Origin of the sequence: Kitasatospora sp. NPDC093679, assembly GCF_040683455.1 — a bacterium.
Taxonomy (GTDB): Bacteria; Actinomycetota; Actinomycetes; order Streptomycetales; family Streptomycetaceae; genus Kitasatospora; species Kitasatospora arboriphila.
Genome location: NZ_JBFBDW010000003.1, coordinates 159,320 through 185,128 on the forward strand (window position 1 = coordinate 159,320; position 25,809 = coordinate 185,128).

Here is a 25,809-nt window from a genome sequence, read left to right on the forward strand (position 1 = left end):
CGGGAATTCCCGCAGCCGCCGCGTGTCTCCACCCCGCTTGCAGAATATTCTCACTTCGGGCCGAAACGGCTGGTCGAAGGCGTCCGGGCGGCTTTTCGGGGGCCGCCGGACCCCTTCCACGGCGTACCTCCGACACGCGCACGCCCCCGATCTCGCGCCGCGAAGTGACGCACCGCCTTCTTGCGGGTATCGTCCTCTCGCTGCCTCGCACCGTCGCGTCGTCGCCGCGCCGTCCGTGACGTCGCCGGCCACGCCCCGAACAGGTGTGTTGCCAGCCACCTTCTGCGCACCTTGCCTTCACTTGGCCGCCTGCTTCCCTTCGTGCTCTCGTCTCTCTCTCGGCCATCTCGCGGACGCACACTGTCCCCTCGCCCATCCCGCCGGTCCGGGTCGTCGATCCGTACCCGTTCCGGCACCGCGCTGCCCGTTTCCGGGCCGTCGCCCCCCGCCGCCCGACCGGCCCTGCCGGCGTGCGCCGACGGTGCGGCGGAGGCCCCGGAGCGGGGCGAAGACCAGACCCTCGACGCCGTGACCCCGGACCGAGGGACCCTCCGACCGCCGAAGGACCGAAGGATTCCGTGCCCGTTCCCGTCACCCTCATCGGCCGCACCGTGCGGCTGGAGCCTCTCGCAGAGCACCACGCGGAGGCACTGGCCGAGGCAGGTGCAGCGGACCGTACGACCTACGCCTTCACCCCCGTCCCGCACGGCCTCGAAGCGGCCAGGGAGTACATCGGGCGTGCCCTCGCCGACCAGGCCGCGGGCCGGTCGCTGCCGTTCGCGACCGTGAGCACCGCCGACAACCGGGTGGTCGGCTCCACCCGGTTCCTGGAGCTCGACTACTGGCAGGGCCCGCTGGTGTGGCCGCCGGTTCCGGGCGTGCCGTTCGGCGATCCCCGCGAGGCGGTGCCGGACGCCGCCGAGATCGGCAACACCTGGCTCGCCCCCTGGGCCCAGGGCACCGGCATCAACACCGAGGCGAAGCTGCTGATGCTGCGCCACGCCTTCGAGGCGTGGCGGGTGCAGCGGATCTCGCTCCGCGCCGACGCCCGCAACCTGCGCTCGCGCGCCGCCATCGAGCGGCTCGGCGCCACCTGCGAAGGGGTCCGCCGGGCCCACTCGCGCGGCCTGGACGGGGTGGTCCGCTCGACCGCCTTCTACTCGATCCTCGACGAGGAGTGGCCGGCCGTCCGCGACATCATCGAGCTGCGGATCGCCGCCGCCACCTCGCCGAGCGCCCCGGACCCGGCCATCAACCAGGAGTGCCTTAGACACGGCGGTCCGCTGATCCCCGCCTGACGGTCCGGTCGGCCGGACGACCCCGTCCGACGGCCCGGTCCGGGCGCCGCGTGCGCCGGGGCCGGGCCGGCCGGGTCCGGCGGGTCGGGTCCGGCGGGTCCGGCGGTTCGGGTGTGTACGGCTGCGGCGTGGGTGCGGCTGCGCGTGCGTACGGCTGCGGGGCGGCGGGCTACGGCGCGTCCGGCCCCGGGGCGTAGGGCGGGCGGTCGGTGCGGCGGCGGGCCAGCTCCCGGACGTCCTCCGGCAGCTCGGCGACGTCCACCAGCAGCGGCAGCAGCGAGGCGTCGCCGGTGAGGGCACGGAAGCAGTCCGCGACCGTGACGCCGTGCCCAGGCCGGTGCTCCACCGTGACCGGATCGCCGGCCCCGATCAGACCCGGCTCGACCACCCGCAGGTAGGCGCCCGGCAGCGCCGCCTCGGTGAACCGGCGCAACCAGCGGCGCTCGTCCAGCCAGTACGCGAAGGTCGTGCAGGGGATCCGCGGCACGGCGACCTCCAGCAGCACCTGCGGACCGATCCGCCAGCGCTCCCCGATCAGCGCGCCGTCGACGTCCAGCCCGGCGGTGGTGAGGTTCTCGCCGAAACTGCCGTTCGGCAGCTCCTTGCCGAGCTCCGCCGCCCACCGGTCGAGGACCTCCCGGGCGTAGGCGTACACCGCCTGGTCGTCGCCGCCGTGGTTGCGGGTGTCGAAGATCCGGTCGCCGACCAGGCCGCTGTGCAGCCCGGTGTGCTTGGGCCCCGGGGCGCGCACCTCCACCGGGTGGTCGACCGGGCGCTTGTCGATCCCAGTGCCCCCGGTCCCCGGCTTGGCCGGGTTGGGACGCGGACGGGCCAGATTGACGGTGAGCAGTGTCGGCATGCCGGGCAGCGTAGGCGCGGCGGCCCGCACCCGCAGCTCGATTACCGGCCGTCTCCCTGCTGACGGGGCGACACGGGCCGCTGGACCGACCGCTCCTCACGGGCCGTCGGACCGGGCCCGGTGCGGGCGCCTCCCGGCCGGACCCCTTACCCTCGTGGGTCGGGTGGAACGGACGAGGGGGACCGGATGGGCTACCACCGCAACAACTGGCGCCAGGTGGCGGGGGCCGCCGCGCCGTTCGTCCCGGGCGGCCGGGCGATCCTGGGCACGGTCGACGCGGCCAACCGGCTGATCGACAAGGCGGACCGGCGCACCATCCCGTACGTGCGCGGCGGCCGCCCGCTGGTGGAGCTGCCCTGGCAGCCGCCCGGGCCGCCGCCGGACCCGCACCGCGCCGACGCCGTCGGCCGCCAGGTCTGGGACCTGCTCTTCTCCGGCGAACAGCACTACGGCGCCCGTGCCCTGCTCGACCACATCGGCAACCTGCTGATGCCGCTGCCGCCCGCCGAACTCGACCTGGTCGTGCGCCGCTTCGGCCAGCAGGGCCTGGACCGCTGGGACGCCCTCACCCACGTCAAGGACGCCGACGGCCGCTCCGCCTACGACTGGCGCCGCCAGCAGGAGCTGTTCGGCTGGCTGCTGCGCTCGGTCAGCCCGTACGCCGCGATGCTGATCGGCACGGCGATGCCGTGCAGCCAGCCCGACTACGAGCCCGACTGCAGCTGCGGGGAGCACGGCTGGGTCCTGCCGCAGGGGCCGTTCGCTCAGGTGGACGGCGCGTACTTCACCGAGCGGTGGCAGCGGGTCTCCGGCTCGACCGAGGCGATGAGCTGGCAGGACGTGGACCAGGGCAGGTTCGGCACCTGCTGGCTGCTGACCAGCGTCCAGGCGGTGATCCAGGCCAACCCGCACCACGCCCCGCGCCACCTCCGCCAGGAGGCCAACGGCACCGTCACCTGCACCCTCTACGACCAGGACCGGCCGGTCGACATCACCGTGGTGCCCGACCTGCCCTACGGGCACGGCGTACTGTGGGGCGCCAAGGGCCACAGCGACGACTCCCGGTACGCCGAGACCTGGCCCGGCTACTACGAGAAGGCCGCCGCCCGGTTCTACGGCGGCTATTCGGGCATCGCCGACGGCGGACACCCCAGCGACGCGCTGAGCCTGCTCACCGGCCGCCCCTCCCGTGAGGGCGAGATCGACCTCGCCAACCCCTGGCTCTGCCACGAACTCGCCGACCGGCGGGCCCGCGGCCAGGCCCTCACCGCCAGCACCCACGGCCGCGGCGACGACCGCGAGCGGCTGCACGGCGGCCGGCTGGCCGCGAGCCACGCGTACTTCATCAAGGACGTGGACGTGGCCGGCGGCCGGATCTGCCTCGGCAATCCCTGGGGCGACGGCGCCGACCGCCGGATGTGGGAGTGCTGGCTGACGCTCCAGGAGGTCCCGTCCTGCCTTCGGCGGATGAACGCCGTCGACACCTGGTAGCCGCGGTCGGCCGACGACCGGGACGCGGTCAGCGGCCGGCGGTCGGCGGTCAGAGGAGTGCGAGTGCCGCCAGCAGGTCGGCCGGGTCGTGCGGCGAGCGGGCCGGGTGGGCCTCGGCCCGGGCCGACACCGGGCGCCAGCCGGTCCGCGGCAGCGCCGCCACGTCGACGTCCAGCACCCCGTGGCCGGTACGGCCGTCCCGCAGGTGGAGCACGCCCTCGGCGGTGTGCATCAGCAGCGCACCCGTCCGGTCGTGGCGGGAGGTCCTGATGCGCTGCCAGTCCTGGTCCGTCCACCGCAGCTCGGGGAGCTCGACCGGCCGCGGCAGCACGATCCGGGTGCCGTCGGCCGGTCCCGGAGCGCCGTCCACCGCGCTGCCGGCCGTGCCGCTCCTCGTGCCGTCGCCCACGCTGCCCGCCTCCGGGGTTGCCCATCCCGGCAACGCTTCCCTGGCCGCCAGCCAGGCGGCCGGGATGCCCGCCGTGCCGGTGTGCGCCGCGACCACCCCGCCGACCACGGCGGCCGTGGTGTCGACGTCCCCGCCGGCGGTGACGGTGTCCCAGATCGCGGCCGGATAGTCGTCCAGGTGCCGCGCGGCCGCCCAGAGCGCGAACGGCACGGTGTCCGCCGCACTGACCCGGCTGCCGTTGCCCAGCACCCGGGCGGCGGTGTGCGGGTCCGCGACCCCGGCCAGTCCGATCGCCTCGCCCAGCCCGTCACGGACCGCGCCTCGCGGGGTGAGCCGCCGGACCTCGGCCAGGAAGTCCTCCGCCGCCGGCCGCTCGGCCCGCAGCCGGGCCCGGACGGCCAGCGCCGCGGCCACCGCGACGGCGATCGCACCGTCCACCGCCTGGGGATGGGTGTGGGTGATCACGGCGGTGTCCGCCGCCGGGCGGACCACCGCGGCGGGATCGTCGGCGTGCGCGGCGCCGAGCGGCGCGACCCGCATGGCCGCACCGTTCCCGTACGAGCCCTGCCCGTCGAAGAGCTCGGCGGCCAGTCGGCGGGCGTCGCCGCCCTCGCGGACCAGCCGGAGCATCCGGTTCGCGGCCGGCCCGTAGCCGCGGTCGAAGTCGTGCCGGCGGGCGAAGGCGTGGGTGAGGTCGAAGCCGTCGATCCGGCCGCGCTCGGCGAACCCGGCATGCACCGAGCAGGCCATCTCGGTGTCGTCCGTCCACGGCCACCTGCCCGGCGGGGCCTGCCGCCGGTCCAGGTACGGCCGGTTGGCGGGGACGAAGAACTGGGCACCGAGCGCGTCACCGACGGAGAGGCCCTGCAACGCGTCGAGCGCTGCGGCGAGCCGGGGGCCGCCGGCAGGCCCGGAGGCCGGAGGGGCGGTGCGGCCCGGGGCCGGGGTGCGCTCCGTGGTCGGCCTGTGATTGGTGGTCGGCTTGTGATTGGTGGTCGGCTTGCGGTCGTCGGGCTCGCTCGGGCGGATGGGCTCGGTCATCACGGCCATGGTGGCAGACGGGTCGGACGGCCGACCAGGGCGTTTCCGGTCGTGCCGGTCCTTCGCCGCCGTCGGCTGCGGACCGGGGCCGGGGCGGGGTCGGCAGTGGGCTCGGCGACGGGGGCTGGGCAACAGGGCTGGGCAACGGGCCTCAGCAACGGGGGTCGATCTCGCGGAAGCTCGCGTAGTGGTCGGACGTCCAGTACTGCTCGCCGGCCGTCCCGGTGACGATGCGCCGGGTGCCGCGGTCGTCGGAGTTCGGGGTGACGACGGTGTACTCGTGGTAGTAGCCGCTGGTGTGCCGCGGCAGCAGGCCCTCCCGGTTCTCGAACACGACCCCGTCCGAGCGGTAGGGGTACGGGCCTCCCCGGGCGATCAGGACGAGGGTGTCGTCGGCCTGGGCCGGGAGCCGGGTGCGGCAGACGTCGGCGATCGCCGGATCGCTCGGCAGCCAGACCGGGCTCGCGCCGCCCGTCGTGGGCCGGGGCGTGGACGTGCGGGGGACGGCGCCGGAGACCGGAGCGGACGGTGTCCGGCCGGTCGGCGACGAGCCGGCGGCGGTGCCGCCCGGCGTGGGACCGGTGGTGGGATTCCTCGTCGAGCCGGTGCGGTCGCCCAGGGCGTAGGCGGCCGCCGCAACGATCGCGAACACCAGCAGGACGGCGACGACGATCACGTGGTTTCGGCTGGTCATGGCCGACAGCTTGCCCGGTCGGCCGAGCGTGCCGGGCCGCGCTTCGCGCCGCTCTCACCCGTTCGGCCGCAGACGGAGTACCGGCCACTACGAAGTGCTCCGGCTGCCGACCGCCGCCGTAGACCCGGCTACGGGGATCCGGGCCGTGCGTGGTCCGCCGTGAGTTGCGGTGGCATGCCGTGGGTTGCGGTGGGCTGCCGTGGCCCGCAGTGGCTCGCCGTGGGCGGATGCGGGCGGCGCCGGTCGTGGGGACGCCCGGCGTGGAAAGGCCGCCGGGGCCCGGAAAGGCCGCCGGGGCGGGAACGGACCCCATTGTCCGTTCCCGCCCCGGTTGCTACGTCCGACGGCTCTCCTGCGCCGAGCTCCGTCGAACGCCCCTCCCCTGCGGAGGGGGTGTGCGGTCAGCGATGGGACCGCGCTGCTTCGTGTCAGCGCGAATCGCTGCCCGCCGTCTCGATGGCGGCGCGGCCGGCCTCCAGGCGCGCCACCGGGATGCGGAAGGGAGAGCAGGACACGTAGTCCAGCCCCACCTCGTGGAAGAAGTGCACCGAGTCCGGGTCACCGCCGTGCTCGCCGCAGACGCCGAGCTTGAGGTCGGGCCGGGTGGCCCGGCCGGCCTCGGCGGCGTGCTTGACCAGCGAGCCCACGCCGTCCCGGTCGATGGTCTCGAACGGGCTGACGCCGAAGATGCCCTTCTCCAGGTAGGCGGTGAAGAAGCTGGCCTCGACGTCGTCGCGCGAGAAGCCCCACACCGTCTGGGTCAGGTCGTTGGTGCCGAAGGAGAAGAACTCGGCGGCCTCGGCGATCTGACCGGCGGTCACCGCGGCGCGCGGCAGCTCGATCATGGTACCGAGCTTGATGTCCAGCTTCACGCCGGTGGACTGCGCGACCTCGGTGAGCACCCGCTCGCACTCGTCGCGTACCAGCTCCAGCTCCTGGACGGTGCCGACCAGCGGGATCATCACCTCGGGACGCGGGTCGCCGCCGGCCAGCTTGCGCTCGGCCGCGGCCTCCGCGATCGCCCGGACCTGCATGCCGAACAGGCCGGGGATGACCAGGCCGAGGCGGACGCCGCGCAGGCCGAGCATCGGGTTCTGCTCGTGCAGCTTGTGCACCGCCTGCAGCAGGCGCAGGTCGTTCTCGTTCGGGTCCTTGCGGGCCTCGGCGAGGGCGACGCGCACCGACAGCTCGGTGATGTCGGGCAGGAACTCGTGCAGCGGCGGGTCGAGCAGTCGGACGGTGACGGGGAGCCCGTCCATCGACTGGAAGAGCTCCAGGAAGTCGCCCTTCTGCAGCGGCAGCAGGGAGGACAGGGCGAGCTCGCGGTCCTTGTCGTTGTCCGCCAGGATCAGGTGCTCGACCTCCTTGCGGCGCTCCTCACCGAGGAACATGTGCTCGGTGCGGCACAGGCCGATGCCCTGGGCGCCGTACCGGCGGGCGCGGTTCGCGTCCTCGGCGTTGTCGGCGTTGGCGCGAACGGCGAGCCGGCGGCGGACGTCGGCGTGCGCCATCAGCCGGTGCACGGCCTGGACGAGCCCGCCCTGGACGTCGGCGCCGGCGTGCAGGGTGCCCTCGAAGTACTCGACGACCGGGGACGGCAGCACCGGGACCTCGCCCAGGTACACCTTGCCGTTGGCACCGTCGATGGAGACGACGTCGCCCTCGTGGACGACCTGGCCGCCGGAGGTGGTGAACTTGCGGTTCTTGGTGTCGACCTCCAGCTCCTCGGCGCCGCAGACACAGGTCTTGCCCATGCCGCGGGCGACGACGGCCGCGTGGGAGGTCTTGCCGCCGCGCGAGGTCAGGATGCCCTCGGCCGCGATCATGCCCTCGAGGTCGTCCGGGTTGGTCTCTCGGCGGACGAGGATGACCTTCTCGCCGGAGCGGGACCACTTGACGGCGGTGTAGGAGTCGAAGACCACCCGGCCGACCGCGGCGCCGGGCGAGGCCGCGATGCCGAAGGCGACCGGCTTGGTCTCGGAGGTCGGGGCGAAGCGCGGGAACATCAGCTGGGCCAGCTGGCCGCCGGTGACCCGGTGCAGCGCCTCGTCCAGGTCGATCAGGCCCTGGTCCACGAGCTGGACGGCGATGCGGAAGGCGGCTGCCGCGGTGCGCTTGCCGACGCGGGTCTGCAGCATCCAGAGCTTGCCGCGCTCGATGGTGAACTCGATGTCGCAGAGGTCGCGGTAGTGCGTCTCGAGCGTCTGCATGATGGTCATCAGCTCGTCGTACGACTTCTTGTCGAGCTGCTCGAGGTCGGCCAGCTGCAGGGTGTTGCGGATGCCGGCGACGACGTCCTCGCCCTGCGCGTTCTGCAGGTAGTCGCCGTAGACGCCCTGGGTGCCCGTGGAGGGGTCACGGGTGAAGGCGACGCCGGTGCCGGAGTCCTCGCCGAGGTTGCCGAAGACCATGGTGCAGACGTTGACCGCGGTGCCGAGGTCGTTCGGGATGCGCTCCTGGCGGCGGTACAGCCGGGCGCGGTCGCCGTTCCAGGAGTGGAAGACGGCGTAGATGGCGAGGTCGAGCTGCTCGCGCGGCTCCTGCGGGAACTCCCGGCCGGTCTCGCGCTTGACGATGCCCTTGAAGGTCTCGACCAGGCCCTTGAGGTCCTCGGCGGTCAGGTCGAGGTCGTTCTCGGTGCCCTTGGCCTGCTTGGCCTCGTCCAGGGCCTCCTCGAACAGCTCGCCGTCCACGCCCAGCACGGTCTTGCCGAACATCTGGACCAGGCGGCGGTAGGAGTCCCAGGCGAAACGCTCGTTGCCGGACTGGGCGGCGAGGCCGGCCACCGAAGCGTCGGACAGACCGATGTTCAGAACGGTGTCCATCATGCCGGGCATGGAGAACTTGGCACCCGAACGGACCGACACCAGCAACGGGTTGTCGTGCTGCCCGAGCGTCTTGCCCATCTCGGCCTCGAGGGCCGTCAGGTGCTTGCTGATCTCCTCGTGCAGGGAGGCGGGCTCACTGCCGGTCTCCAGGAAGACCTTGCAGGCCTCGGTCGTGATGGTGAACCCCGGAGGGACGGGGAGACCCAGGTTGGTCATCTCGGCCAGGTTCGCACCCTTGCCGCCAAGAAGATCCTTGAGGTCCTTGTTTCCTTCGGTGAAGGAGTAAACAAACTTCTGCTTCGCCGCCACGGGTCGGTCTCCTCGCACACGGTTGCCCTGACGCCGGAGAACATACCCATTTCAAAGGCGCTTTCGTGCCGCCAATAGGCCGTACGTGCTTGAGAACCACTCAGCACCCAGCAGATCGAATGCCCGAGCAGGCATTCACCTGTGTTGATGAAATCGTCCGGTTGACGCTAGCTACCGTTCAAGTAGTGAAGACATCGAAACCTGAAGATCATACGAACCGGACAGAGAGTGATGGCCGAACGTCGAGTCTGTTGCCCCGGTTTGATTTCCTGCAGCCAGCCGCACCGATCGGACCGACAACCCCTTCGGGAAGCGATTCACGTTGTCGAGGCCTTCCGGCAACCTGACCGGCCGTCAACCACTCAGACTATGTGGCAAGCGTCACGAGCGCATCTCAGCCTTCGAGCGCCCATGATCGCGCGCGCCGTGACTGCTAGTGGCTGGAATGATTACTTTGCGTAGTGAAAATCTGCCAGAAAGGAGCCCTCTTGGCCAGATCGGACAAGAGGGCTGGTCCGGAGCGGCAGATGGCCGGTCGAGGCCGATTTCGACCGGCCGTACAGATCATCCGCCGGATGTGTCCGATTCGGCGTCAACAGAGGGCACCGCACAGTCGTACGGATCGTCCAACCAGCCCTCCGGCAGTACCACCCGGTTGTTGCCGCTGGTCCGACCGCGCGGACCGTCCGCCCCGGCCGGCCACACCTGGGCCTGGTCGATCTGCTGCAGCAGCTCGGCCATCTCGGTGAGGGAGGACGCGTTCGCCAGTCGGACCCGGAGTTCGGACCCGACCGAGAAACCCTTCGTGTACCAGGCCACGTGCTTACGGAAATCGATCACGCCGCGGGCCTCGTCACCGAGCCACTCGCCGAGCAGCTGGGCATGGCGCACCATGGCACGGGCGACCTCGCCGAAGGTCGGGCGGGCGTAGTCGACATCGCCCTCGAAGACCGACACCAGGTCCTTGAAGAGCCAGGGCCGGCCGAGGCAGCCGCGACCGACCACCACGCCGTCGCACCCCGTCTCACGCATCATCCGCAGCGCGTCGTCGGCCGACCAGATGTCGCCGTTGCCGAGCACCGGGATGTGAGCCGGGACCGACTCCCGCAGCCGGGCGATCGCCGACCAGTCGGCGGTGCCGCCGTAGTGCTGGGCCGCCGTGCGCCCGTGCAGGGCGATGGCCGCGACGCCCTCCTCGGCGCCGATCCGGCCCGCGTCCAGGAAGGTGATGTGGTCGTCGTCGATGCCCTTGCGCATCTTCATCGTCACCGGGAGGTCGCCCGCATTGGCGACGGCCTCGCGGAGGATGTCCCGCAGCAGGTTGCGCTTGTACGGCAGCGCCGAGCCGCCGCCCTTGCGGGTGACCTTCGGGACGGGGCAGCCGAAGTTCAGGTCGATGTGGTCGGCGAGCCCCTCGTCCGCGATCATGCGGGCCGCCTTGCCGACGGTGACCGGGTCGACGCCGTACAACTGGATCGACCTGGGCTTCTCGCTCGGGTCGAACTTGATCAACTGCATGGTCTTGGCGTTGCGCTCGACCAGCGCCCGCGTGGTGATCATCTCGGAGACGTACAGCCCCTTGCCGCCGCTCTGCTCCCGGCACAGCGTCCGGAAGGGAGCGTTGGTGATCCCTGCCATGGGTGCCAGCACGACCGGCGGCCACACCTGCATCGGGCCGATGTTCAGCGGAGCGAACTCGGCGCCTGCGGCGGACGCGGGCTGGGTGGGCTCACCGGCGGCTTCGGCGGACCTGACGGTGTCGGCTGTGCTGGGCGTGGTGGTCATGCGCGGCAGAGTCCTCGGCTGATGGGATTCGGGACTCTCCATTGTCCCCCACCCGAGTGGCGGCCCGGCCGGGGTTGGGATGGTGGGGTGGGTCCGTGCGGGTGAGTCCGTGCGGGTGGGGTCGGTGGGCTGGCCTGGCTGCGGCGGTCACGGGGTGGCTTTCTCCACACTGATCTGGCCGGAGCTGGTGGCTATGTCGAGGTGGCGGGTGGAGGTGTCGGATCTCAGGGCCGGGTTGATGTCCACTGCACCTGAACTGGTGCTGTGGTCGATGCGGTAGCCGGCAGGGTCGGCCGGGAGTTCGAGGTCGACCTGGCCGGAGGTGGCTGTAACGGTGACCTCCTCGGGTGGGCGGGCGAACATGAGCAGCAGTTGCCCGGAGGTCAGGACGGCCCGGATACGGGTAGAGGTCAAGGTCTCGCCGGTGATCTGTCCCGAGGACGCCTTCGCCCAGACCGGGCCGCTCACCGCATCGAGCCGGATCGCCCCCGAGGTGGTCTCGATCCGGAGCTCCCCGGACAGCCCTCGCGCGGAGAATCCACCGGACGTGGCCCGGGCATGGACCGGCACTCCGGCCGGAATCCGGATGTCGAGCAGGAGCCCGCACCCGAAGGGCTCGGCGTCCAGCGGCCCGACGATGGTGCCGCAGCGGACGGTTATTCGGAGAGTTCCGTTCTCCAGGCTCTCCTCGACCGCGGGTGGCCGCAGCGCCCAGTCAGCCCGCTGGTCCACTGTGACGCGGTCGGGCGCCCCGGCCTCGACCCGCACCTGAGCGGCCTCGGCATTGAGTTCCACTGCGGTGACCGGACCGAGGAAGGTCCGCGTGGTCGTGGTCGTCCGGTACGCCATGACGCCCCAGGCCATACCGGCTCCGGCGAGGACGCCGAGGGTCAGCACGATGATCGCGACGGCGCGCCAGGCTTTGCGCTCACGCTCTCCTACTGAGGTGTCTGCTGTGCCCGCGGTGCCGCTCATGCCGTCTGCCATGTCTGCGGTGTCTGCGGTGTCTGCGGTGTCTGCGCCGCCTCGCCGGCTGTGGCGGGCTGCGGCGGCGGCGTTGACCGGGCGGGTCGCCACCTCAGCCCACCTCGAGGAACCGGAGGACTGCGAGGACCCTGCGGTGGTCTGCGTCCGTCTGCGGGAGGTCGAGCTTCATCAGGATGGCGTTGATGTGCTTCGCGACGGCGCTGTCGCTCACCACCAGGATGGCGGCGATGCCGGCGTTGGACCGGCCCTCCGCCATGAGGGCGAGGACGTCGCGCTCGCGTGGAGTCAGTTTGCGGAGCGGATCGCGATCCTTGCGGACGAGGAGTTGGGCGACCACCTCGGGGTCGAGCGCCGTACCGCCGTCGGCCACTCGCTGGAGCGCCTCCAGGAAGTCGTCGACGTTGGCGACGCGCTGCTTGAGCAGGTACCCGACGCCACTGGTGTTCGCCGAGAGCAGGTCGGCGGCGTAGCGCTCCTCCACATACTGCGAGAGCAGCAGGACGGCCACATCGGGCCACTGCCTGCGGATCAGCAGCGCAGCCTTGACGCCCTCGTCCGCGAAGTCCGGTGGCATTCGCACATCGATGATCGCAATATCCGGTTTGTGCTCCTCGACTGCGGCCAGCAGGGACTCTGCGTCTCCGACCGCAGCCGGGATCTCGTAGCCGACGGATTCCAGCACCTTGATCAGGCCGACCCGCAGGAGGACGGAGTCTTCGGCAATCACAGCTCGCACGGCAGCTCCACGGTGAGAGTGGTGGGGCCCCCGAGGGGGCTGATGACAGTGAGCGTGCCGTCGACCGAGGCCGCTCGTTTCCGCAGGCCCGTCAGGCCGCTTCCCCTGGACGGATCGGCCCCGCCGATGCCGTCGTCGCCGATGACTATCCGGAGCCGGTCTCCGGTTCGACGGACGGAGAGGTCGACGCGGGACGCCCGGGCGTGCTTGGCCGCGTTCGCCAGTGCCTCGGAGACCGTGAAGTAGGCGACCGCTTCGACCGCTGGTGCCACACGTCCGTCGAGGTCGACGTCCATGCGCACCGGCACCGGACTCCGAGCGGCGATGCCGGACAGTGCCGCGTCCAACCCGCGGTCCTCCAGGACGACCGGGTGCAGGCCGCGGACGAGGTCGCGCAGCTCCTCGATGGCTGCCTGGGCCTCCTCGTGCGCCTCGACGATGACCTGCATTGCCTCCGCCGAAATGTCGGTCAGCGTCCGGCGGGCCAGTCCGAGGTTCATGGCGAGGGAGACGAGTCGCTGCTGGGCACCGTCGTGGAGGTCCCGCTCGATCCGGCGCCGCTCGGCGTCTGCGGCGTCCACTACCCCGGCCCGGCTGACCGCGAGTCGCTCCACCCGTTCTTCCAGCACCTCAGCCCGGTTGCGACCGATCAGTGCGCGGGTGGTCCGCTCGTCGGTGCGGGCGATCCAGGCGAACGCCCAGGGCCCGAGGAGGAGCAGCGCCGCACCGGCGGCAGTGACCAATCCGCCGTCGGTCGTCCACCCGGATCCGGGCCGCATCGGGCCGTTTGGCGGCAGCGCCCAGATCCAGAGGAAGAACGTCGCCATGACGAGACCGGCTCCCCAGACCGCCATGGCCAGGAGGCCTGCGGTCGCGAACAGTGGGGCCATGACGACGTGATGGAGCGTCTGGCGCCAGGTCATGCCGGCGCGCAGTCTTCTCGCCCACCCCGCATCGGGCGGCAGCCGGCTCGGCACGTCCACGCCGCGCAGGACGAGGAGGCGGCTTCGCTGTGCCGTCGTCAGGAGGTCGAAGCAGAAGGGAAGCACGAACACCAGGACGGCTGCGGACTTGGCGTCGAGGAGGAGGACGACGGCCGGCAGCCCCAGGGGGACACCTGCCGCGACGAAGAGGGTGTCCCGCCTGGCAGCCGCCGCCCACGGAACGCGCCGGAGAAGTGGCGCGAGCGGGTTGCGGAGAGCGGAATCGGGCATGGCGGAAAGAGTAGTTGGCGCGCGATCAGCTCCACCATGAAGTGCTCTTCACTGTTGATGGTGTAGCTGGCTTCACCATGAAAAGTGAAGAGTGCGCCAACGACAGGGGCATCCGCAGGTCGCGAATGTTGTCGGTATGACGAACAGCCTGACGAACAGCACGGGAAACAGCACAGCGAACGGCCGGGCGAACGGCACGGCGAACGACCGGACGAGCAACACGGTGTACGGCCGGGCGAACCCGACGGTTCACGAGGCGGACGGCGCTGCCCGGGGCACCGGAGCGGGCGGTGTCGGCCCGTCGACCGCTGCGGGACCGCTGACGGGTGACCGTGTCCGAGACCCCGCTGCGGACCGCGTCGGCGAGAGGGTCCGCGGTCGCGGCGCAGCACCTCCGGGGCTGAGCCGGGTGCCACCGCCCGGCGTCCGCCGTACTTTGGCCCTGCCCGTGCTGGGGCCGTGGTCCGTCCGGGGTTCGGCGGGACGCGGGCGCCGGGCCGCGTTGGAGGTCTACGAGCACGGCGAGTTGCTCGATGTGGTGGTGACGTCGTCGTTGGCGGGTGGCGTGCTCCGTGGCGTACGGCGACGGCCGGGCCCCGGCCATCCCGGGGCCTTCGCCTGGGGGCGGCTGTGCGCGGACGGCTCACCGCCCGCGGTGGTGTTCACCCGTGGCCGACGGGCCAGTCAGCGGGTTCCCGCCGGGTTGACCACGGTGATGGGCGCGTTCTGGCTGGCTTGGTGCGCCACATCCGCAACAGGTGTCCTGGTGAGCGGGCCGGGCTGCCCACCGGTCCGGCTGCGGGCGGGGGTTGCTGCGTGAGCCACCACCGGTTGCTGGGCGTCTGCGGGCTCGCGCTGATCCCCTGGGCGGTGGCCCTGGCCTGGGCACACCTCGTCGGCTGGGCCCTGCTCGACGCGGCCGAGGCCGCAGCGCTGCTCACTGCAGGCCTGCGGCCGGACGGCCGCGGCGCGGCACCCCGCTCGGCCGCGTACCTCGCCGGTCTGCTGCTCGGGCTGGACGCACTGGTCGATGTCTCGACAGCTGCCACCGGGCCCGAGCTGGCGACCGCACTCACCATGGCACTTGCCGCCGAGGTGCCGATCGCGCTGGTGTGCCTGCTGCTCGCGGCCGACCGCGCTGCCTTCGACCACGCGGCGAGCCGTGGGTGCCGGACGCCCCGGGTACCGCGCTTCACCATCGGTGCCTCGCTGCCGCGACGCACGGGCTCGCCGGTCCGCCGCGGCGCACCGGCGATCCCCGCCCTGCTCCGTGCGTCGACGCACTCAGGAACGGGCCGCGAGAGCCTCCAACTTGCTGCGTGTCTCCTCGTCCTGGGGCGTGTAGGCGACAAGTCTCGGGCCGGGCCGTGGGCCGAGCCAGAGATTGGTGTACTCGAAGCGCATCAAGCCGACGTCCGGCACCAGGAAGCGCTTCAGGCCGTTGCCGAGGCCGGCGACCTCGTGCTGCTGCCACATCTCCTCGAACTCGGGCGAGGCCTTGCGCAGCCGGTTCAGCAACGTCTTCCACGCAGGTTCGGCCCCGTGATCGGCCATGGCGGTACGGAACTTGGCCACCATGGCGGGGCGCGCCTCCCCGATGTCGAGGAGGCTCCTCTGGAACTCGGAGTCGGTGAAGGCCAACCACATCAGGTTGCGGTCCTCGAACGGGAGGGCGTCGAGGTCGCCTGCGATCCAGGTGTAGGCGCGGTTGTAGGCGAGAACGTCGTAGCGGCTGTTCAGCACGGCGGCCGGCATCGGCTCCAGCTGGGCGAGGAGCATCCGCGCGGCCGGCGTGACCGTGGCGCATTCGACGATCGGGGCAGGGTCCTCGGCACCGGCCAGGACGAACAGGTGGGCACGCTCCGTCGGGTCGAGCATGAGCGCCCGTGCCACCGACTGCAGCACCTGGGCGGAGACCTGGATGTCCCGCCCCTGCTCCAGCCAGGTGTACCAGGTGACTCCCACCGTGGCGAGGTGCGCCACTTCTTCCCGGCGAAGGCCCGGTGTGCGGCGGCGCCCGGTCTCGGGCAACCCCACCTGCTCGGGCGAGATGCGTTCCCGGCGGCTACGGAGGAAGGCGGCGAGCTCCTGTCGCCGGGCAGCGGCCGGGGCGAGTTCGGCCCCGGCCCCGGCACCGGCTCCCGGCCTCGTAGCCGTGGAGCCTGCCGCCGTGGAGCCTGCTGCCGTGGAGCCTGCCGCCGTAGAGCCTGCCGCCGTCGGGCTGGTGGCCGTGGACCCGCCGGCCCTGGTGGCAGGGCCGGGCCCGGAGGCAGACTCCGTCGGGCGGCCTGTGGAGGCGATGCGTGTAGCCATGCCTACCAGGATGCTCCCGCACGCATCCTGTTGCCAGGTACTCGTTATACCTGGATAAACGATGTCTGGTACCAGGGTGCGGCAAGGCGGATCGTAGGTGCCGTGACTCAGCAACTGACGCTCCCACGGACCACCTCCCCCGCCGGTCGTGCCACGGACGCCCCCACCCTGGGCGTCGCGGGCCTCGTCACCGTCCTGCTCGGCGCCTTCCTGCCGATGCTCGACTTCTTCATCGTCAACGTCGCGCTGCCCACCATCGACCACGACCTCGCGGCGGGCCCCGCGGTTCTGGAGCTCGTCGCCGCCGGTTACGGCATCGCCTTCGCGGTCCTGCTGGTCCTGGGCGGCCGGCTCGGAGACGCACTCGGTCGGCGCCGTCTGTTCGTCGCCGGTGCCGCGCTCTTCGCGGTGACGTCCCTGGCCTGCGGTCTCGCGCCGACGGCCTGGACGCTGGTGGCGGCACGCGTGGCGCAGGGCGCCTCCGCGGCGCTGCTGCTGCCCCAGGTCCTGGCGACCATCACCGCTGCCAGCAGCGGGTCCCAGCGTGCTCGGGCACTCGGCATCTACGGCGCGGTCGGCGGCATCTCCGTCGTCATCGGCCAGGTCCTCGGCGGCATGATGGTCGCGGCGGACCTGTTCGGGAGCGGCTGGCGCGCCGTGTTCCTGCTCAACGTCCCGTTCGCCCTGCTGACCGCGGTGCTCGCCGTCCGGTTCGTGCCCGAGACGCGGGCCAGCCGTGCCGCGGGAGTGGACGTGCCCGGCACGGTGCTGCTGACCGCCGCGCTGCTCTCCCTCTTCGTCCCGCTGATGGAGGGCCGGGCCGTCGGTTGGCCGCTGTGGACCTGGCTGCTGCTCGGCCTGTTCCCGCTGCTCGCCGCCGTCTTCCTGACCGTGGAGAGCCGGGCCGAGCGGATGGGCCGGACACCGCTGGTGCCGCTCTCACTGCTGCACATACCCGAGATGCGTCGAGGACTCGGCATCGCGCTGCCGTACTTCACCGGCTTCGGCGGCTTCATGTTCGTGGTGGCTATCCTGCTCCAGCACGGTCTCCGGCTCGGGCCGGTCGCCGCCGGCTGGGCGCTGGTGCCGATGGCCGCCGGGTACTTCGCGGCCTCGCTCTCCGGCCCGCGTCTGGTGGGACGGTTCGGCAGCCGGGTGATCACGGCAGGCGCGGTGGTCCAGGGGATCGGCCTGGTCACCCTGCTGGCCACCGTCCTGGCGGACTGGACCCACTTCTCGCCACTGCGGATGCTGCCCGGCGTCGCCCTGGCGGGCATCGGCCAGGGCCTGGTGGGCACTCCGCTGTTCCGCGTGGTGCTGTCCAAGGTTCCTGCCGAGCGGGCGGGCGTCGGGAGCGGCGTCCTGGCGACCACCCAGCAGTCCAGCCTCGCGCTCGGCGTCGCCACCCTCGGCACGCTCTTCCTCGCGGTGTCCCCCACCATGGGCTTCGCGCATGCACTGGCGCTCGTGCTGGCCCTCCAGTTCGGCGGCTCGGTGATCATCGCCTTCCTCAGCCTGCGGCTCCCGCGCTCGGTCGTCTGACCTGCGGGGCAGCGTACGAGGTGGTGTTCCAAGGGTGCGAAAAACCGGAAGCAGAGTGTCGGCGACGGATGGGAGCATGACGTCATGACGACCACTGAACCCACCGCACCGGCCGACACCCGCACCCGTGAGCAGTTGGTCGCCCTGGTCGAGGCGGGCACTCGGCCCAAGTACCTGCTCTTCTGGGGCCACCGGCCGGAGCCCGACGGCCGGATCGGTCCGGGGTCGCTCAGCCAGTGGTGGCCCGGGGAGTTCACCGTGGACGGTGTCACCTACCGCTCCGCGGAGCACTGGATGATGGCCGGGAAGGCCCGCCTGTTCCAGGACGAGCAGACGCTGGCCCGCATCCTGGCCGCACCCACCCCGGGCGAGGCCAAGAAGCTGGGTCGCCAGGTCCGGGGCTTCGACGAGGAGCGGTGGGTCGCCGAACGGTTCGAGCTCGTGGTCGCCGGCAACGTGGCCAAGTTCGGGCAGGACGACGCGCTGCGGAACTACCTGCTGGGCACCGCCCAGCGCGTCCTGGTGGAGGCCAGCCCGCTCGACCGGCTCTGGGGCATCGGCCTGGCGGCCGACAACGAGCGGGCCACCCGACCGCAGGAGTGGCGCGGCCTCAACCTGCTCGGCTTCGCCTTGATGGAGGCCCGGGCCCGGCTCATCGCCTGACCTCGGCCTCGGCCCTGAACCTGGCTCCGGACCCGGTCTCCGGCCGTGACCCCGGCCGTGCCCCTGGCTGTGGGTCCCGGGCTGTGGGTCCCGGACTGTCCCTGACGCCGATGCAGGGCTGCGCCCCGGTCAGCCGCCCGACACTCGCGCCCTCGGAACGCCCCACTTCTTCCGGCGACTTCAACCCCCGCAACCTGCAACGTCATTCGCCGAAAATCGGCGGACTCACGCCTGTAACACCGACGCCGTATGGCTTGGTGAGGATGGCCCGAGGTAGGGCCAGGGGCCGGCTGGGCGGCCCCGAGGTGGAGAGGCTGGTCGGACGAGGGATGACAGTGCAGGAGCTGGGGCCCACAGCAGCGGACATCCACATGCTGCGGACGGAGTTGGACGAACTACTCCGGGCGCGGCAGTACGCAGCGCAGCGCGAACGACGGCTCGCCGAGGCGGTGCAGGCGGCGAGCCAACCGGACCGGGCGCACGGCTACGCCCAACCACACCAACAGCCGGACCCGGAACTCCTCCGGCGCCTCGCACAGGCCCGGTCCCTGCGGGAAGGACTGGGCACTCGCTGCCTCGACTTGAGCGAACGCCTCTTGGCGCTGGAGGATCTCGCCCGGCAGAACGGCGGCTTCCCCCAACGCGGTTACCGCGAACCGTCCGGCCCCGGCGGCGCCGGGCAGCAGGACGCGGTACCGCGTCAGCAGACTGCGGGCACCCGACCGTCACCCTTGGGCGCAAGCCCTCACGCAGCTGGCCCCCACACCACCGGCGACCACAGCACCGGACACCCCAACATCGGATACCCCAACGCCGGCTCCCCGCAAGCCGGTTCACCGCCTCCGAGTCCGCCGTTCCAGGGAGCCGCTGCTACCACCACCGCTGCACCGGCCGCACCCACCGCCGGTGCAGCGGCCGCACCCCAGTACCGGTCGATCCCCCGGCCCCCGGCACCACCAGCCCCACCGACTCACACCGCCGCGCGGACGCCCGAGCCGGCAACGAAACCGGTGGTCGGGCCTGCGGCCAAGGCTGCGGCCGAACCGAAGCCCGCGAAGCGCAGGCGTCCCACCGGGGCCCGGTTCGGCGGCGCGTTCGTGGAGGAACAGGAGCCGGAGCCGGTCCGGGCCGCCGCGGCCGAGCAGGCTGCGGCCGAAGCCGCAGGGATGGCCCCACCGTCCGCTCCAACGGTGGCCCCGGTCCGCGGGGCCCGCTTCGGCGGTGTCCGGGGTGCAGCATCAGGCGAGACCGAATACCGGTCGGCGCCGGCCGACAGCGAACCCCCCGCGCTCTCCACCTCCGCACCCGCCACTCCCGTTACTCCCGCTCCTGCTCCCGCTCCGCCGCCGCGCAGTGCCGAGGAGCTGGCCGCCCTCGCCATCCGCGTCGGCGAGTTGCACGGCCGCGGTTCGGCGCACGAGTCGGCAGCCGTCGTGGCGCAGGCCGCGGTGACCCTCGCGCCGCAGGACGTGGCCCGTCTCGCCGCTCTGCTGCGATCGCAGGGGCCGTACGGTGCGGCGGGCTACCTCGTCCGCGCGACGGCGCACGGTTCGCCGGACCAAGCGGCCGGCACCTTGGCCGAGCTCCGCCGAGTGGGGCTGGTGGACGAGGCGAACGAACTGTTCCATGCCCTGTGGGGCGTACCGGGTTCGGCGCTGCCGGCGCTGATCGCGGCCCTGGAACGGGCGGGCCAGGCCGCCGACGGCCAGACCCTGCTGTGGGAGTGGGCGTCCGCCCCGCCGACCGAACTGGCGGCGCTGACCGCCGGTCTGGCCGCGGCCGGGCGCACCGGTGACGTCCGGCACCTGCTGCGGCAGGTCGCGGGCCGGCCGATCGCCGATGTGGCCGCCACCGTCGACCAGTTGGCGTTCCCAGGTGCTTCGGCGGCACCGCCGGGCACGGGATCCGTCCCCCGCCCGACCGCCCCACGTCCGGCCGCACAGCAGGTCACCACACAGCAGGCGGCGGCGCAACAGGCGGCGACGCAGCGGTTCGCCGCCGCACTGGTGCGTGAGACCGCGGGGCTGCGCTCGCCCGGTGACCTCGCCGAGCTGGGGCGCGCTCTGCTCCCGCACCACGAGCTGTACCAGGTGCTGCTGGGTACGGCGGCCACGCTGGAGGAGAGCCGTTCGCGAGGGGTGCTGGCCGCCCTCCGGTCCGCGGGGCTCCCGACGGCACCGTCCGCACCTCGCCCCCGCGGTCGCCGCTGACCTCTGCCGTCGATCCGGACCGGGAACGACTCGGCCCCCTCTGCTGCAGAGCTCTGCAGCGGAGGGGGCCGGGTCGGCGGACCGAAGGGCGTCGTACCGAGGTCAGCAGCCGATCAGGCGGGCGGCCAGGTAGGACTTCACCTGGTCGAGGGAGACGCGCTCCTGCGCCATGGTGTCGCGCTCGCGCACGGTCACCGCGTTGTCCTCGAGGGTGTCGAAGTCGACGGTGACGCAGAACGGCGTGCCGATCTCGTCCTGGCGGCGGTAACGCTTGCCGATGGCGCCGGCGTCGTCGAAGTCGACGTTCCACGCGGTGCGCAGGTCGGCGGCGAGGCCGCGGGCCTTCGGCGAGAGGTCGGCGTTGCGGGAGAGCGGGAGCACCGCGACCTTGACGGGGGCGAGGCGCGGGTCGAGCCGCATGCCGACGCGCTTCTCCATCTGGCCCTTGGCGTTGGGGGCCTCGTCCTCGAAGTAGGCGTCGATGAGGAAGGCGAGCATGGCACGGTTGAGGCCGGCTGCCGGCTCGATGACGTACGGGAAGTAGCGCTCGCCGGACTCCTGGTCGAAGTACTTGAGGTCCTGGCCGGAGTGCTCGCTGTGCACGGCGAGGTCGTAGTCCGTGCGGTTGGCGATGCCCTCGAGCTCGGAGAACTCGGTGCCGCCGAAGTTGAAGCGGTACTCGATGTCGACCGTGCGCTTGGCGTAGTGGGAGAGCTTCTCCTTCGGGTGCTCGAAGAAGCGCATGTTCTCCTCGCGCAGGCCGAGGTCGCGGTACCAGTTCCAGCGCTGCTCGAGCCAGTACTCGTGCCACTTCTCATCCTCGCCCGGCTTGACGAAGAACTCCATCTCCATCTGCTCGAACTCGCGGGTGCGGAAGATGAAGTTGCCGGGCGTGATCTCGTTGCGGAAGCTCTTGCCGACCTGGGCGATGCCGAACGGCGGCTTCTTGCGCGAGGTGGTCTGGACGGCCTTGAAGTTGGTGAAGATGCCCTGCGCGGTCTCCGGGCGGAGGTACGCGAGGCCGGAGCCGTCCTCGACCGGGCCGAGGTGCGTCTTCAGCATGCCCGAGAACTCCTTGGGCTCCGTGAAGGAGCCCTTGTTCCCGCAGTTCGGGCAGTTGATGTCGGCGAGGCCGTTGGCGGGCAGCTTGCCGTGCTTGGCCTCGTACGCCTCTTCCAGGTGGTCGGCGCGGAAGCGCTTGTGACAGGAGAGGCACTCGGTGAGCGGGTCGTTGAAGGTGGCGACGTGGCCGGAGGCCTCCCAGACCTCCTTGGCCAGGATCACCGAGGAGTCGATTCCGACGACGTCCTCACGAGCGGTGACCATCGCCCGCCACCACAGGCGCTTGATGTTCTCCTTGAGCTCGACACCCAGCGGACCGTAGTCCCAGGCGGCGCGGGTACCGCCGTAGATCTCGCTGCAGGGGTAGACGAAGCCACGGCGCTTGCTCAGGCTGACGATCGTGTCGATCTTGTCGGCGGCCACAGTGCTCTCTTCAGTACGACGGCACGGTCTGGGCACGGCTGGTTGCACGCACCCGAATACCTCAGGTTACCGGGCTCGGGGGTGGTGCAGTCACATCAGTATCGGCCGCACCGCATGTTCCCGGGGCGTTCGGACGGCACTCTCCCGCCCGGCTCCAGGGCTCCCACCCACACGCCACCTCCCCGACCCCCGCGCGCCCACCCGCTCGCCGCCCTCCTGAACCCACCCGCTCGCAGGCCTCCTGAACCCACCCGCTCCCCGACCCCCGCGCGCCCACCCGCTCGCCGCCCTCCTGAACCCACCCGCTCGCCGCCCTCCTGAACCCACCCGCTCGCCGCCCTCCTGAACCCACCCGCTCGCCGCCCTCCTGGACCCACCCGCTCGCAGGCCTTCCCACACCCGTCCGGGCCGCCGGCCACCCCGCCGGCCCACCGCGGTCCACCCGCGCAGCGGACGCACCTCACCCAATCGGGTGAGTTGACAATCATTTCCACATAAGATGAGAATGGTTGTCATGACGCTCCCCCGACCCTCCGGCGGCACCCGCCGCCGCCCTGCCAAGGCCGTCGCCCTCACCGCCACTGCCCTCGCCGCCGCCCTCGCGCTGACGGCCTGCGGCGGCACCAGCAGTGCGCAGGACGCCGGCGGCAGACTGTCGGTGGTCGCGTCCTTCTACCCGATGGAGTTCCTCGCCTCGCAGATCGGCGGCGAGCACGTGAAGGTGACCGATCTGACGGCCGCCGGCGTGGAGCCGCACGACCTCGAACTCACCGCCAGGCAGGTCGGCGCCGTCCAGAAGGCCGGGGCGGTCCTCTACCTGAAGGGCCTGCAGCCGACGGTCGACAAGGCGGTCGAGCAGTCCCACTCCAAGCACGTCGTCGACGCCACCGCGGCCTCCCCGCTGGTCGACCACCACCTCGACGAGGGCGGCGAGGAGGCCGCCGGCCACGGTCACGAGCACGGCGGCCCGGCCGGCGACCCGCACATCTGGCTCGACCCGACCCGGTACGCGGCGGTCGCCGAGGCGGTCGGTGCGGCGTTCGCCGACGCCGACCCGGCGCACGCCGCCGACTACGAGAAGAACACCGCCGACCTGGTCACCCGCCTCACCGCGCTGGACACGGAGTTCCGGGACGGCCTGAAGGGCTCGGGGACGAAGGCCTTCGTCACCAGCCACGCCGCCTTCGGCTACCTCGCCGACCACTACGGTCTGGAGCAGATCGCGATCAACGGGGTCGACCCGGAGGCCGAGCCCAGCCCGACCCGGCTCGCCACGATCCAGCGGGCGGCCCGGGAGCACGGCGTCACCACCATCTTCTTCGAGAGCCTGGTGAGCCCCGCGCTCGCCACCAGCGTCGCCAAGGACCTGAAGCTGCGGACCGCCGTGCTCGACCCCATCGAGGGCATCAAGAACGGCAAGGGCGACTACTTCTCCGTGATGCGGCAGAACCTGACCAACCTCCGGGCGGCGCTCGGCGCCACCAGCTGACGGGACACCACGCCATGAGCCCAGTCCTCCCCGAGCGCACCACCGCGCCCGAAACCACCACCGCGTCCCAAGCCCCCGCCGCGTCCGAGGCCACCACGCCCGAAGCCACCACGCCCGACGCAACCCCTGAGGCGGCACCAGAGGCGGCACCCGACACAGCCCCCGACGGCCGGCCGCCGGCCGTCCGTCTCCGCGAGGCGGTCGCCTCGGTCGGCGGCCGCCCGGTGCTGCGCGGCGTGGACCTCACCGTCCGCCCCGGCGAGGTGGTGGCCCTGCTCGGCGCCAACGGCTCGGGCAAGTCGACCACCGTCAAGGCGGTGGTCGGCGGCGTCCCGCTGGACCGCGGGCACCTGGAGCTGTTCGGCACCCCGTACCGCTCGTTCCGTGCCTGGCGCCGGATCGGGTACGTGCCGCAGCGCACCACCGCCGCCGGCGGCGTCCCGGCGACCGTCCGCGAGGTGGTCTCCACCGGACGGCTGCCGCAGCACCGGCTGCTGCCGTTCCGCCGACGCGACCGGGCGGCGGTCGACCGGGCGCTGGCCGCGGTCGGCATGCTGGACCGCGCCGAGGACGGCGTGACCGGGCTCTCCGGCGGCCAGCACCAGCGGGTGCTGATCGCCCGCGCCCTGGTCGGCGAACCGGACCTGCTGATCATGGACGAGCCGATGGCCGGCGTCGACGTCGCCAGCCAGCAGGTGCTCGCCGACATCCTGGGCCGGGAGGCCGACCGCGGCTGCGCCGTCCTGCTCGTCCTGCACGAGCTCGGCCCGCTGGAGCCGCTCATCGACCGGGCCGTGGTGCTGCGGGACGGCTGCGTGGCGCACGACGGCCCGCCGCCCCAGGGGGTCGGACAGCACGCCCTGCCCGGCCACGACCACGTCCACCCGCACGCCGACGACCACACCCACCCCCGAGGACTGCTCGCATGATCGAGATGCTGCAATTCGACTTCATGCAGCGGGCGCTGGTCGCCGCCGTGCTGGTCGGGATCACCGCGCCGGCCGTCGGCGTCTACCTGGTGCAGCGGCGCCAGGCGCTGATGGGCGACGGCATCGGGCACGTCGCCCTCACCGGCGTCGGCCTCGGCTTCCTGTTCCAGACCAGCCCGGTCTGGATGGCCGTCCTGGTCTGCGTGCTGGGCGCGGTCGTGATGGAACTCGTCCGCTCGCGCGGCAACCAGCGCGGCGACATCGCCCTCGCGATGCTCTTCTACGGCGGCATGGCCTGCGGCAAGCTGCTGGTCAGCGTGAGCGCCCAGGCCGGCAGCGGCAACCTGGAGAGCTACCTGTGGGGGTCCATCCTCACCGTGGGCCCCGGGGACCTCGCCACCATCGCCGTACTGGCCGCGGTGGTCGTGGCCGTCACCTTCGGGCTGCGCCGCCAGCTGTTCGCGATCTGCCAGGACGAGGAGTTCGCCCGGGTCACCGGGATCCCCGTCCGGGTGCTGAACCTGCTGCTGGCCGTGATGGCCGCGGTCACCGTGACGGTGGCGATGCGGGTCGTCGGACTGCTGCTGGTCAGTGCGCTGATGGTCGTCCCGGTGGCGGCCGCGCAGCAGGTGACGCGTTCCTTCCGGGCGACCCAGGCGGCGGCGGTCGGCCTCGGGATCACCGTGGCGGTGCTCGGGGTGGCCGGCTCGTACCAGGCCGACGTGCCGTCCGGCCCCGCGATCGTGCTGCTCGCGATCGCCGCCTTCGCCCTGCTGGGCGCGGTGGCGGGCCCGCTGGCCCGGCGGCGGCACCGGGCCGCGCCGGACTCCGGTCCGGAGGTCTGCGACGTGGTGCTGCCCGCCCAGTCGGCGGGCCGGACGGCGGGCCGGACGGCGGGCCGGACGGCGGAGGCTCCGGATCGGGAGGGGGCGTCCACGGGGCGGAACGGACGGCGCGAGAGCGAGCCGTCCGCGGGCCGGGGGCTGGCACAATGAGGTGCGACAGCATCCCACCCCCAGGAGGACCCACGGTGACCACCGCAGGCCCGACGCCGCGAGCCCGATCCACTCGGCAGCGAGCCGCCGTCTCGGCGGTGCTGGACGAGATCGAGGACTTCCGCAGCGCGCAGGAGCTGCACGACATGCTCAAGCACCGGGGCGACTCGGTGGGTCTGACCACGGTCTACCGCACGCTGCAGTCCCTCGCCGAGGCCGGTGAGGTGGACGTGCTGCGGACGTCCGAGGGCGAGGCGGTCTACCGGCGGTGCAGCAGCGGGCACCACCACCACCTGGTGTGCCGCACCTGCGGTGCGACGGTCGAGGTGGAGGGTCCGGCGGTGGAGCACTGGGCGAACGCGGTCGCCGCCGAGCACGGCTTCAGCGACATCGCGCACACCCTGGAGATCTTCGGCACCTGCGGGAACTGCGCGCAGAAGGCCTGACCGCGCGGGCAGCACCCGCACGCACGGCGCCGGAACAAGCGGCACCGGACCAAGCGGCACCCGAACATGCGGGGCCGGAGCACACG

The 25,809-nt window shown here is 72.3% G+C and carries 17 protein-coding genes and 2 pseudogenes; 9 read left to right on the top strand and 10 right to left on the bottom strand.

Features of this window, described 5'->3' with window-relative positions; genetic code table 11:
* Nucleotides 1–578 precede the first annotated feature (578 nt).
* Nucleotides 579–1,298: a GNAT family protein gene (locus AB0O09_RS04210; protein WP_344622650.1), complete on the top strand. Its 720-nt coding sequence runs from the start codon at nucleotides 579–581 to the stop codon at nucleotides 1,296–1,298.
* A 169-nt stretch (nucleotides 1,299–1,467) separates the two neighbouring features.
* On the opposite strand, the gene AB0O09_RS04215 is transcribed toward AB0O09_RS04210, so the two are convergent.
* Nucleotides 1,468–2,157: an MOSC domain-containing protein gene (locus AB0O09_RS04215; RefSeq protein WP_344622649.1), complete on the bottom strand. Its 690-nt coding sequence runs from the start codon at nucleotides 2,155–2,157 to the stop codon at nucleotides 1,468–1,470.
* A 186-nt stretch (nucleotides 2,158–2,343) separates the two neighbouring features.
* Here AB0O09_RS04215 and AB0O09_RS04220 point away from each other — a divergent pair, with 186 nt between their 5' ends.
* The gene (locus tag AB0O09_RS04220; protein ID WP_363540000.1) at nucleotides 2,344–3,648 is read left to right on the top strand and encodes a C2 family cysteine protease; all 1,305 of its coding nucleotides are present in this window, start codon (nucleotides 2,344–2,346) and stop codon (nucleotides 3,646–3,648) included.
* Nucleotides 3,649–4,078: 430 nt separating this feature from the next.
* Here the strand turns inward: AB0O09_RS04220 and AB0O09_RS04225 are convergent.
* From AB0O09_RS04225 to AB0O09_RS04260, 8 genes and pseudogenes are all read right to left on the bottom strand, one after another.
* Nucleotides 4,079–4,927: pseudogene (locus AB0O09_RS04225) on the bottom strand (ADP-ribosylglycohydrolase family protein); the annotation flags it as partial.
* A 322-nt stretch (nucleotides 4,928–5,249) separates the two neighbouring features.
* Nucleotides 5,250–5,792, bottom strand: coding sequence for a ribonuclease domain-containing protein (locus AB0O09_RS04230; protein ID WP_363540002.1), 543 nt, complete (start codon nucleotides 5,790–5,792; stop codon nucleotides 5,250–5,252).
* A gap of 428 nt (nucleotides 5,793–6,220) precedes the next feature.
* Nucleotides 6,221–8,929 (bottom strand): pyruvate, phosphate dikinase, encoded by a 2,709-nt coding sequence (gene ppdK / locus AB0O09_RS04235; RefSeq protein ID WP_363540004.1) that lies wholly within the window; start codon nucleotides 8,927–8,929, stop codon nucleotides 6,221–6,223.
* Between the two features lie 564 nt (nucleotides 8,930–9,493).
* On the bottom strand, nucleotides 9,494–10,600 hold the full coding sequence (gene dusB, locus AB0O09_RS04240) for a tRNA dihydrouridine synthase DusB (RefSeq protein WP_363540196.1): 1,107 nt from the start codon (nucleotides 10,598–10,600) through the stop codon (nucleotides 9,494–9,496).
* 261 nt (nucleotides 10,601–10,861) lie between these two features.
* Entirely contained in the window at nucleotides 10,862–11,791 is a 930-nt protein-coding gene (locus tag AB0O09_RS04245) for a DUF4097 family beta strand repeat-containing protein (protein ID WP_363540006.1), read from the bottom strand.
* Between the two features lies 1 nt (nucleotide 11,792).
* Nucleotides 11,793–12,437, bottom strand: coding sequence for a response regulator transcription factor (locus tag AB0O09_RS04250; RefSeq protein WP_344622645.1), 645 nt, complete (start codon nucleotides 12,435–12,437; stop codon nucleotides 11,793–11,795).
* Entirely contained in the window at nucleotides 12,425–13,651 is a 1,227-nt protein-coding gene (locus tag AB0O09_RS04255) for a sensor histidine kinase (protein ID WP_363540008.1), read from the bottom strand. The genes AB0O09_RS04250 and AB0O09_RS04255 overlap by 13 nt, the downstream gene beginning before the upstream one ends.
* Before the next feature lie 1,284 nt (nucleotides 13,652–14,935).
* Nucleotides 14,936–15,748: pseudogene (locus AB0O09_RS04260) on the bottom strand (helix-turn-helix transcriptional regulator); the annotation flags it as partial.
* Nucleotides 15,749–16,132: 384 nt separating this feature from the next.
* Between AB0O09_RS04260 and AB0O09_RS04265 the strand changes: the two are divergent.
* The 3 genes from AB0O09_RS04265 (at nucleotide 16,133) to AB0O09_RS04275 (ending at nucleotide 20,379) form a co-directional block, all read left to right on the top strand.
* Nucleotides 16,133–17,506 (top strand): MFS transporter, encoded by a 1,374-nt coding sequence (locus AB0O09_RS04265; protein ID WP_363540198.1) that lies wholly within the window; start codon nucleotides 16,133–16,135, stop codon nucleotides 17,504–17,506.
* 84 nt (nucleotides 17,507–17,590) lie between these two features.
* A complete protein-coding gene (locus AB0O09_RS04270; protein WP_363540010.1) occupies nucleotides 17,591–18,169 on the top strand; it encodes an NADAR family protein in 579 nt (192 codons plus the stop codon).
* A gap of 1,190 nt (nucleotides 18,170–19,359) precedes the next feature.
* Nucleotides 19,360–20,379, top strand: coding sequence for a hypothetical protein (locus AB0O09_RS04275; RefSeq protein WP_363540012.1), 1,020 nt, complete (start codon nucleotides 19,360–19,362; stop codon nucleotides 20,377–20,379).
* Nucleotides 20,380–20,481: 102 nt separating this feature from the next.
* On the opposite strand, the gene AB0O09_RS04280 is transcribed toward AB0O09_RS04275, so the two are convergent.
* Nucleotides 20,482–21,864 carry a glycine--tRNA ligase gene (locus AB0O09_RS04280; RefSeq protein WP_363540014.1) on the bottom strand — a complete coding sequence of 461 codons (1,383 nt, stop codon included), beginning with the start codon at nucleotides 21,862–21,864 and terminating at the stop codon, nucleotides 20,482–20,484.
* Between the two features lie 514 nt (nucleotides 21,865–22,378).
* Here AB0O09_RS04280 and AB0O09_RS04285 point away from each other — a divergent pair.
* From AB0O09_RS04285 to AB0O09_RS04300, 4 genes are read left to right on the top strand one after another with little or no spacing between them, the layout of a single operon-like run.
* Nucleotides 22,379–23,353, top strand: a complete 975-nt coding sequence (locus AB0O09_RS04285; RefSeq protein WP_363540016.1) for a metal ABC transporter substrate-binding protein — start codon at nucleotides 22,379–22,381, stop codon at nucleotides 23,351–23,353.
* A gap of 14 nt (nucleotides 23,354–23,367) precedes the next feature.
* On the top strand, nucleotides 23,368–24,282 hold the full coding sequence (locus tag AB0O09_RS04290) for a metal ABC transporter ATP-binding protein (protein WP_363540018.1): 915 nt from the start codon (nucleotides 23,368–23,370) through the stop codon (nucleotides 24,280–24,282).
* Entirely contained in the window at nucleotides 24,282–25,277 is a 996-nt protein-coding gene (locus tag AB0O09_RS04295; protein WP_363540200.1) for a metal ABC transporter permease, read from the top strand. Before AB0O09_RS04290 ends, AB0O09_RS04295 begins: the two co-directional genes overlap by 1 nt.
* Before the next feature lie 35 nt (nucleotides 25,278–25,312).
* A complete protein-coding gene (locus AB0O09_RS04300) occupies nucleotides 25,313–25,723 on the top strand; it encodes a Fur family transcriptional regulator (RefSeq protein ID WP_344622637.1) in 411 nt (136 codons plus the stop codon).
* Nucleotides 25,724–25,809 lie beyond the last annotated feature (86 nt).

Coding starts and splice junctions, on each gene's coding strand:
- AB0O09_RS04215 (WP_344622649.1), bottom strand. CDS start 2,157: ATGCCGACACTGCTCACCGTCAATCTGGCCCGTCCGCGTCCCAACCCG.
- AB0O09_RS04220 (WP_363540000.1), top strand. CDS start 2,344: ATGGGCTACCACCGCAACAACTGGCGCCAGGTGGCGGGGGCCGCCGCG.
- AB0O09_RS04230 (WP_363540002.1), bottom strand. CDS start 5,792: ATGACCAGCCGAAACCACGTGATCGTCGTCGCCGTCCTGCTGGTGTTC.
- dusB (WP_363540196.1), bottom strand. CDS start 10,600: ATGCAGGTGTGGCCGCCGGTCGTGCTGGCACCCATGGCAGGGATCACC.
- AB0O09_RS04255 (WP_363540008.1), bottom strand. CDS start 13,651: ATGCCCGATTCCGCTCTCCGCAACCCGCTCGCGCCACTTCTCCGGCGC.
- AB0O09_RS04270 (WP_363540010.1), top strand. CDS start 17,591: ATGACGACCACTGAACCCACCGCACCGGCCGACACCCGCACCCGTGAG.
- AB0O09_RS04285 (WP_363540016.1), top strand. CDS start 22,379: ATGACGCTCCCCCGACCCTCCGGCGGCACCCGCCGCCGCCCTGCCAAG.
- AB0O09_RS04290 (WP_363540018.1), top strand. CDS start 23,368: ATGAGCCCAGTCCTCCCCGAGCGCACCACCGCGCCCGAAACCACCACC.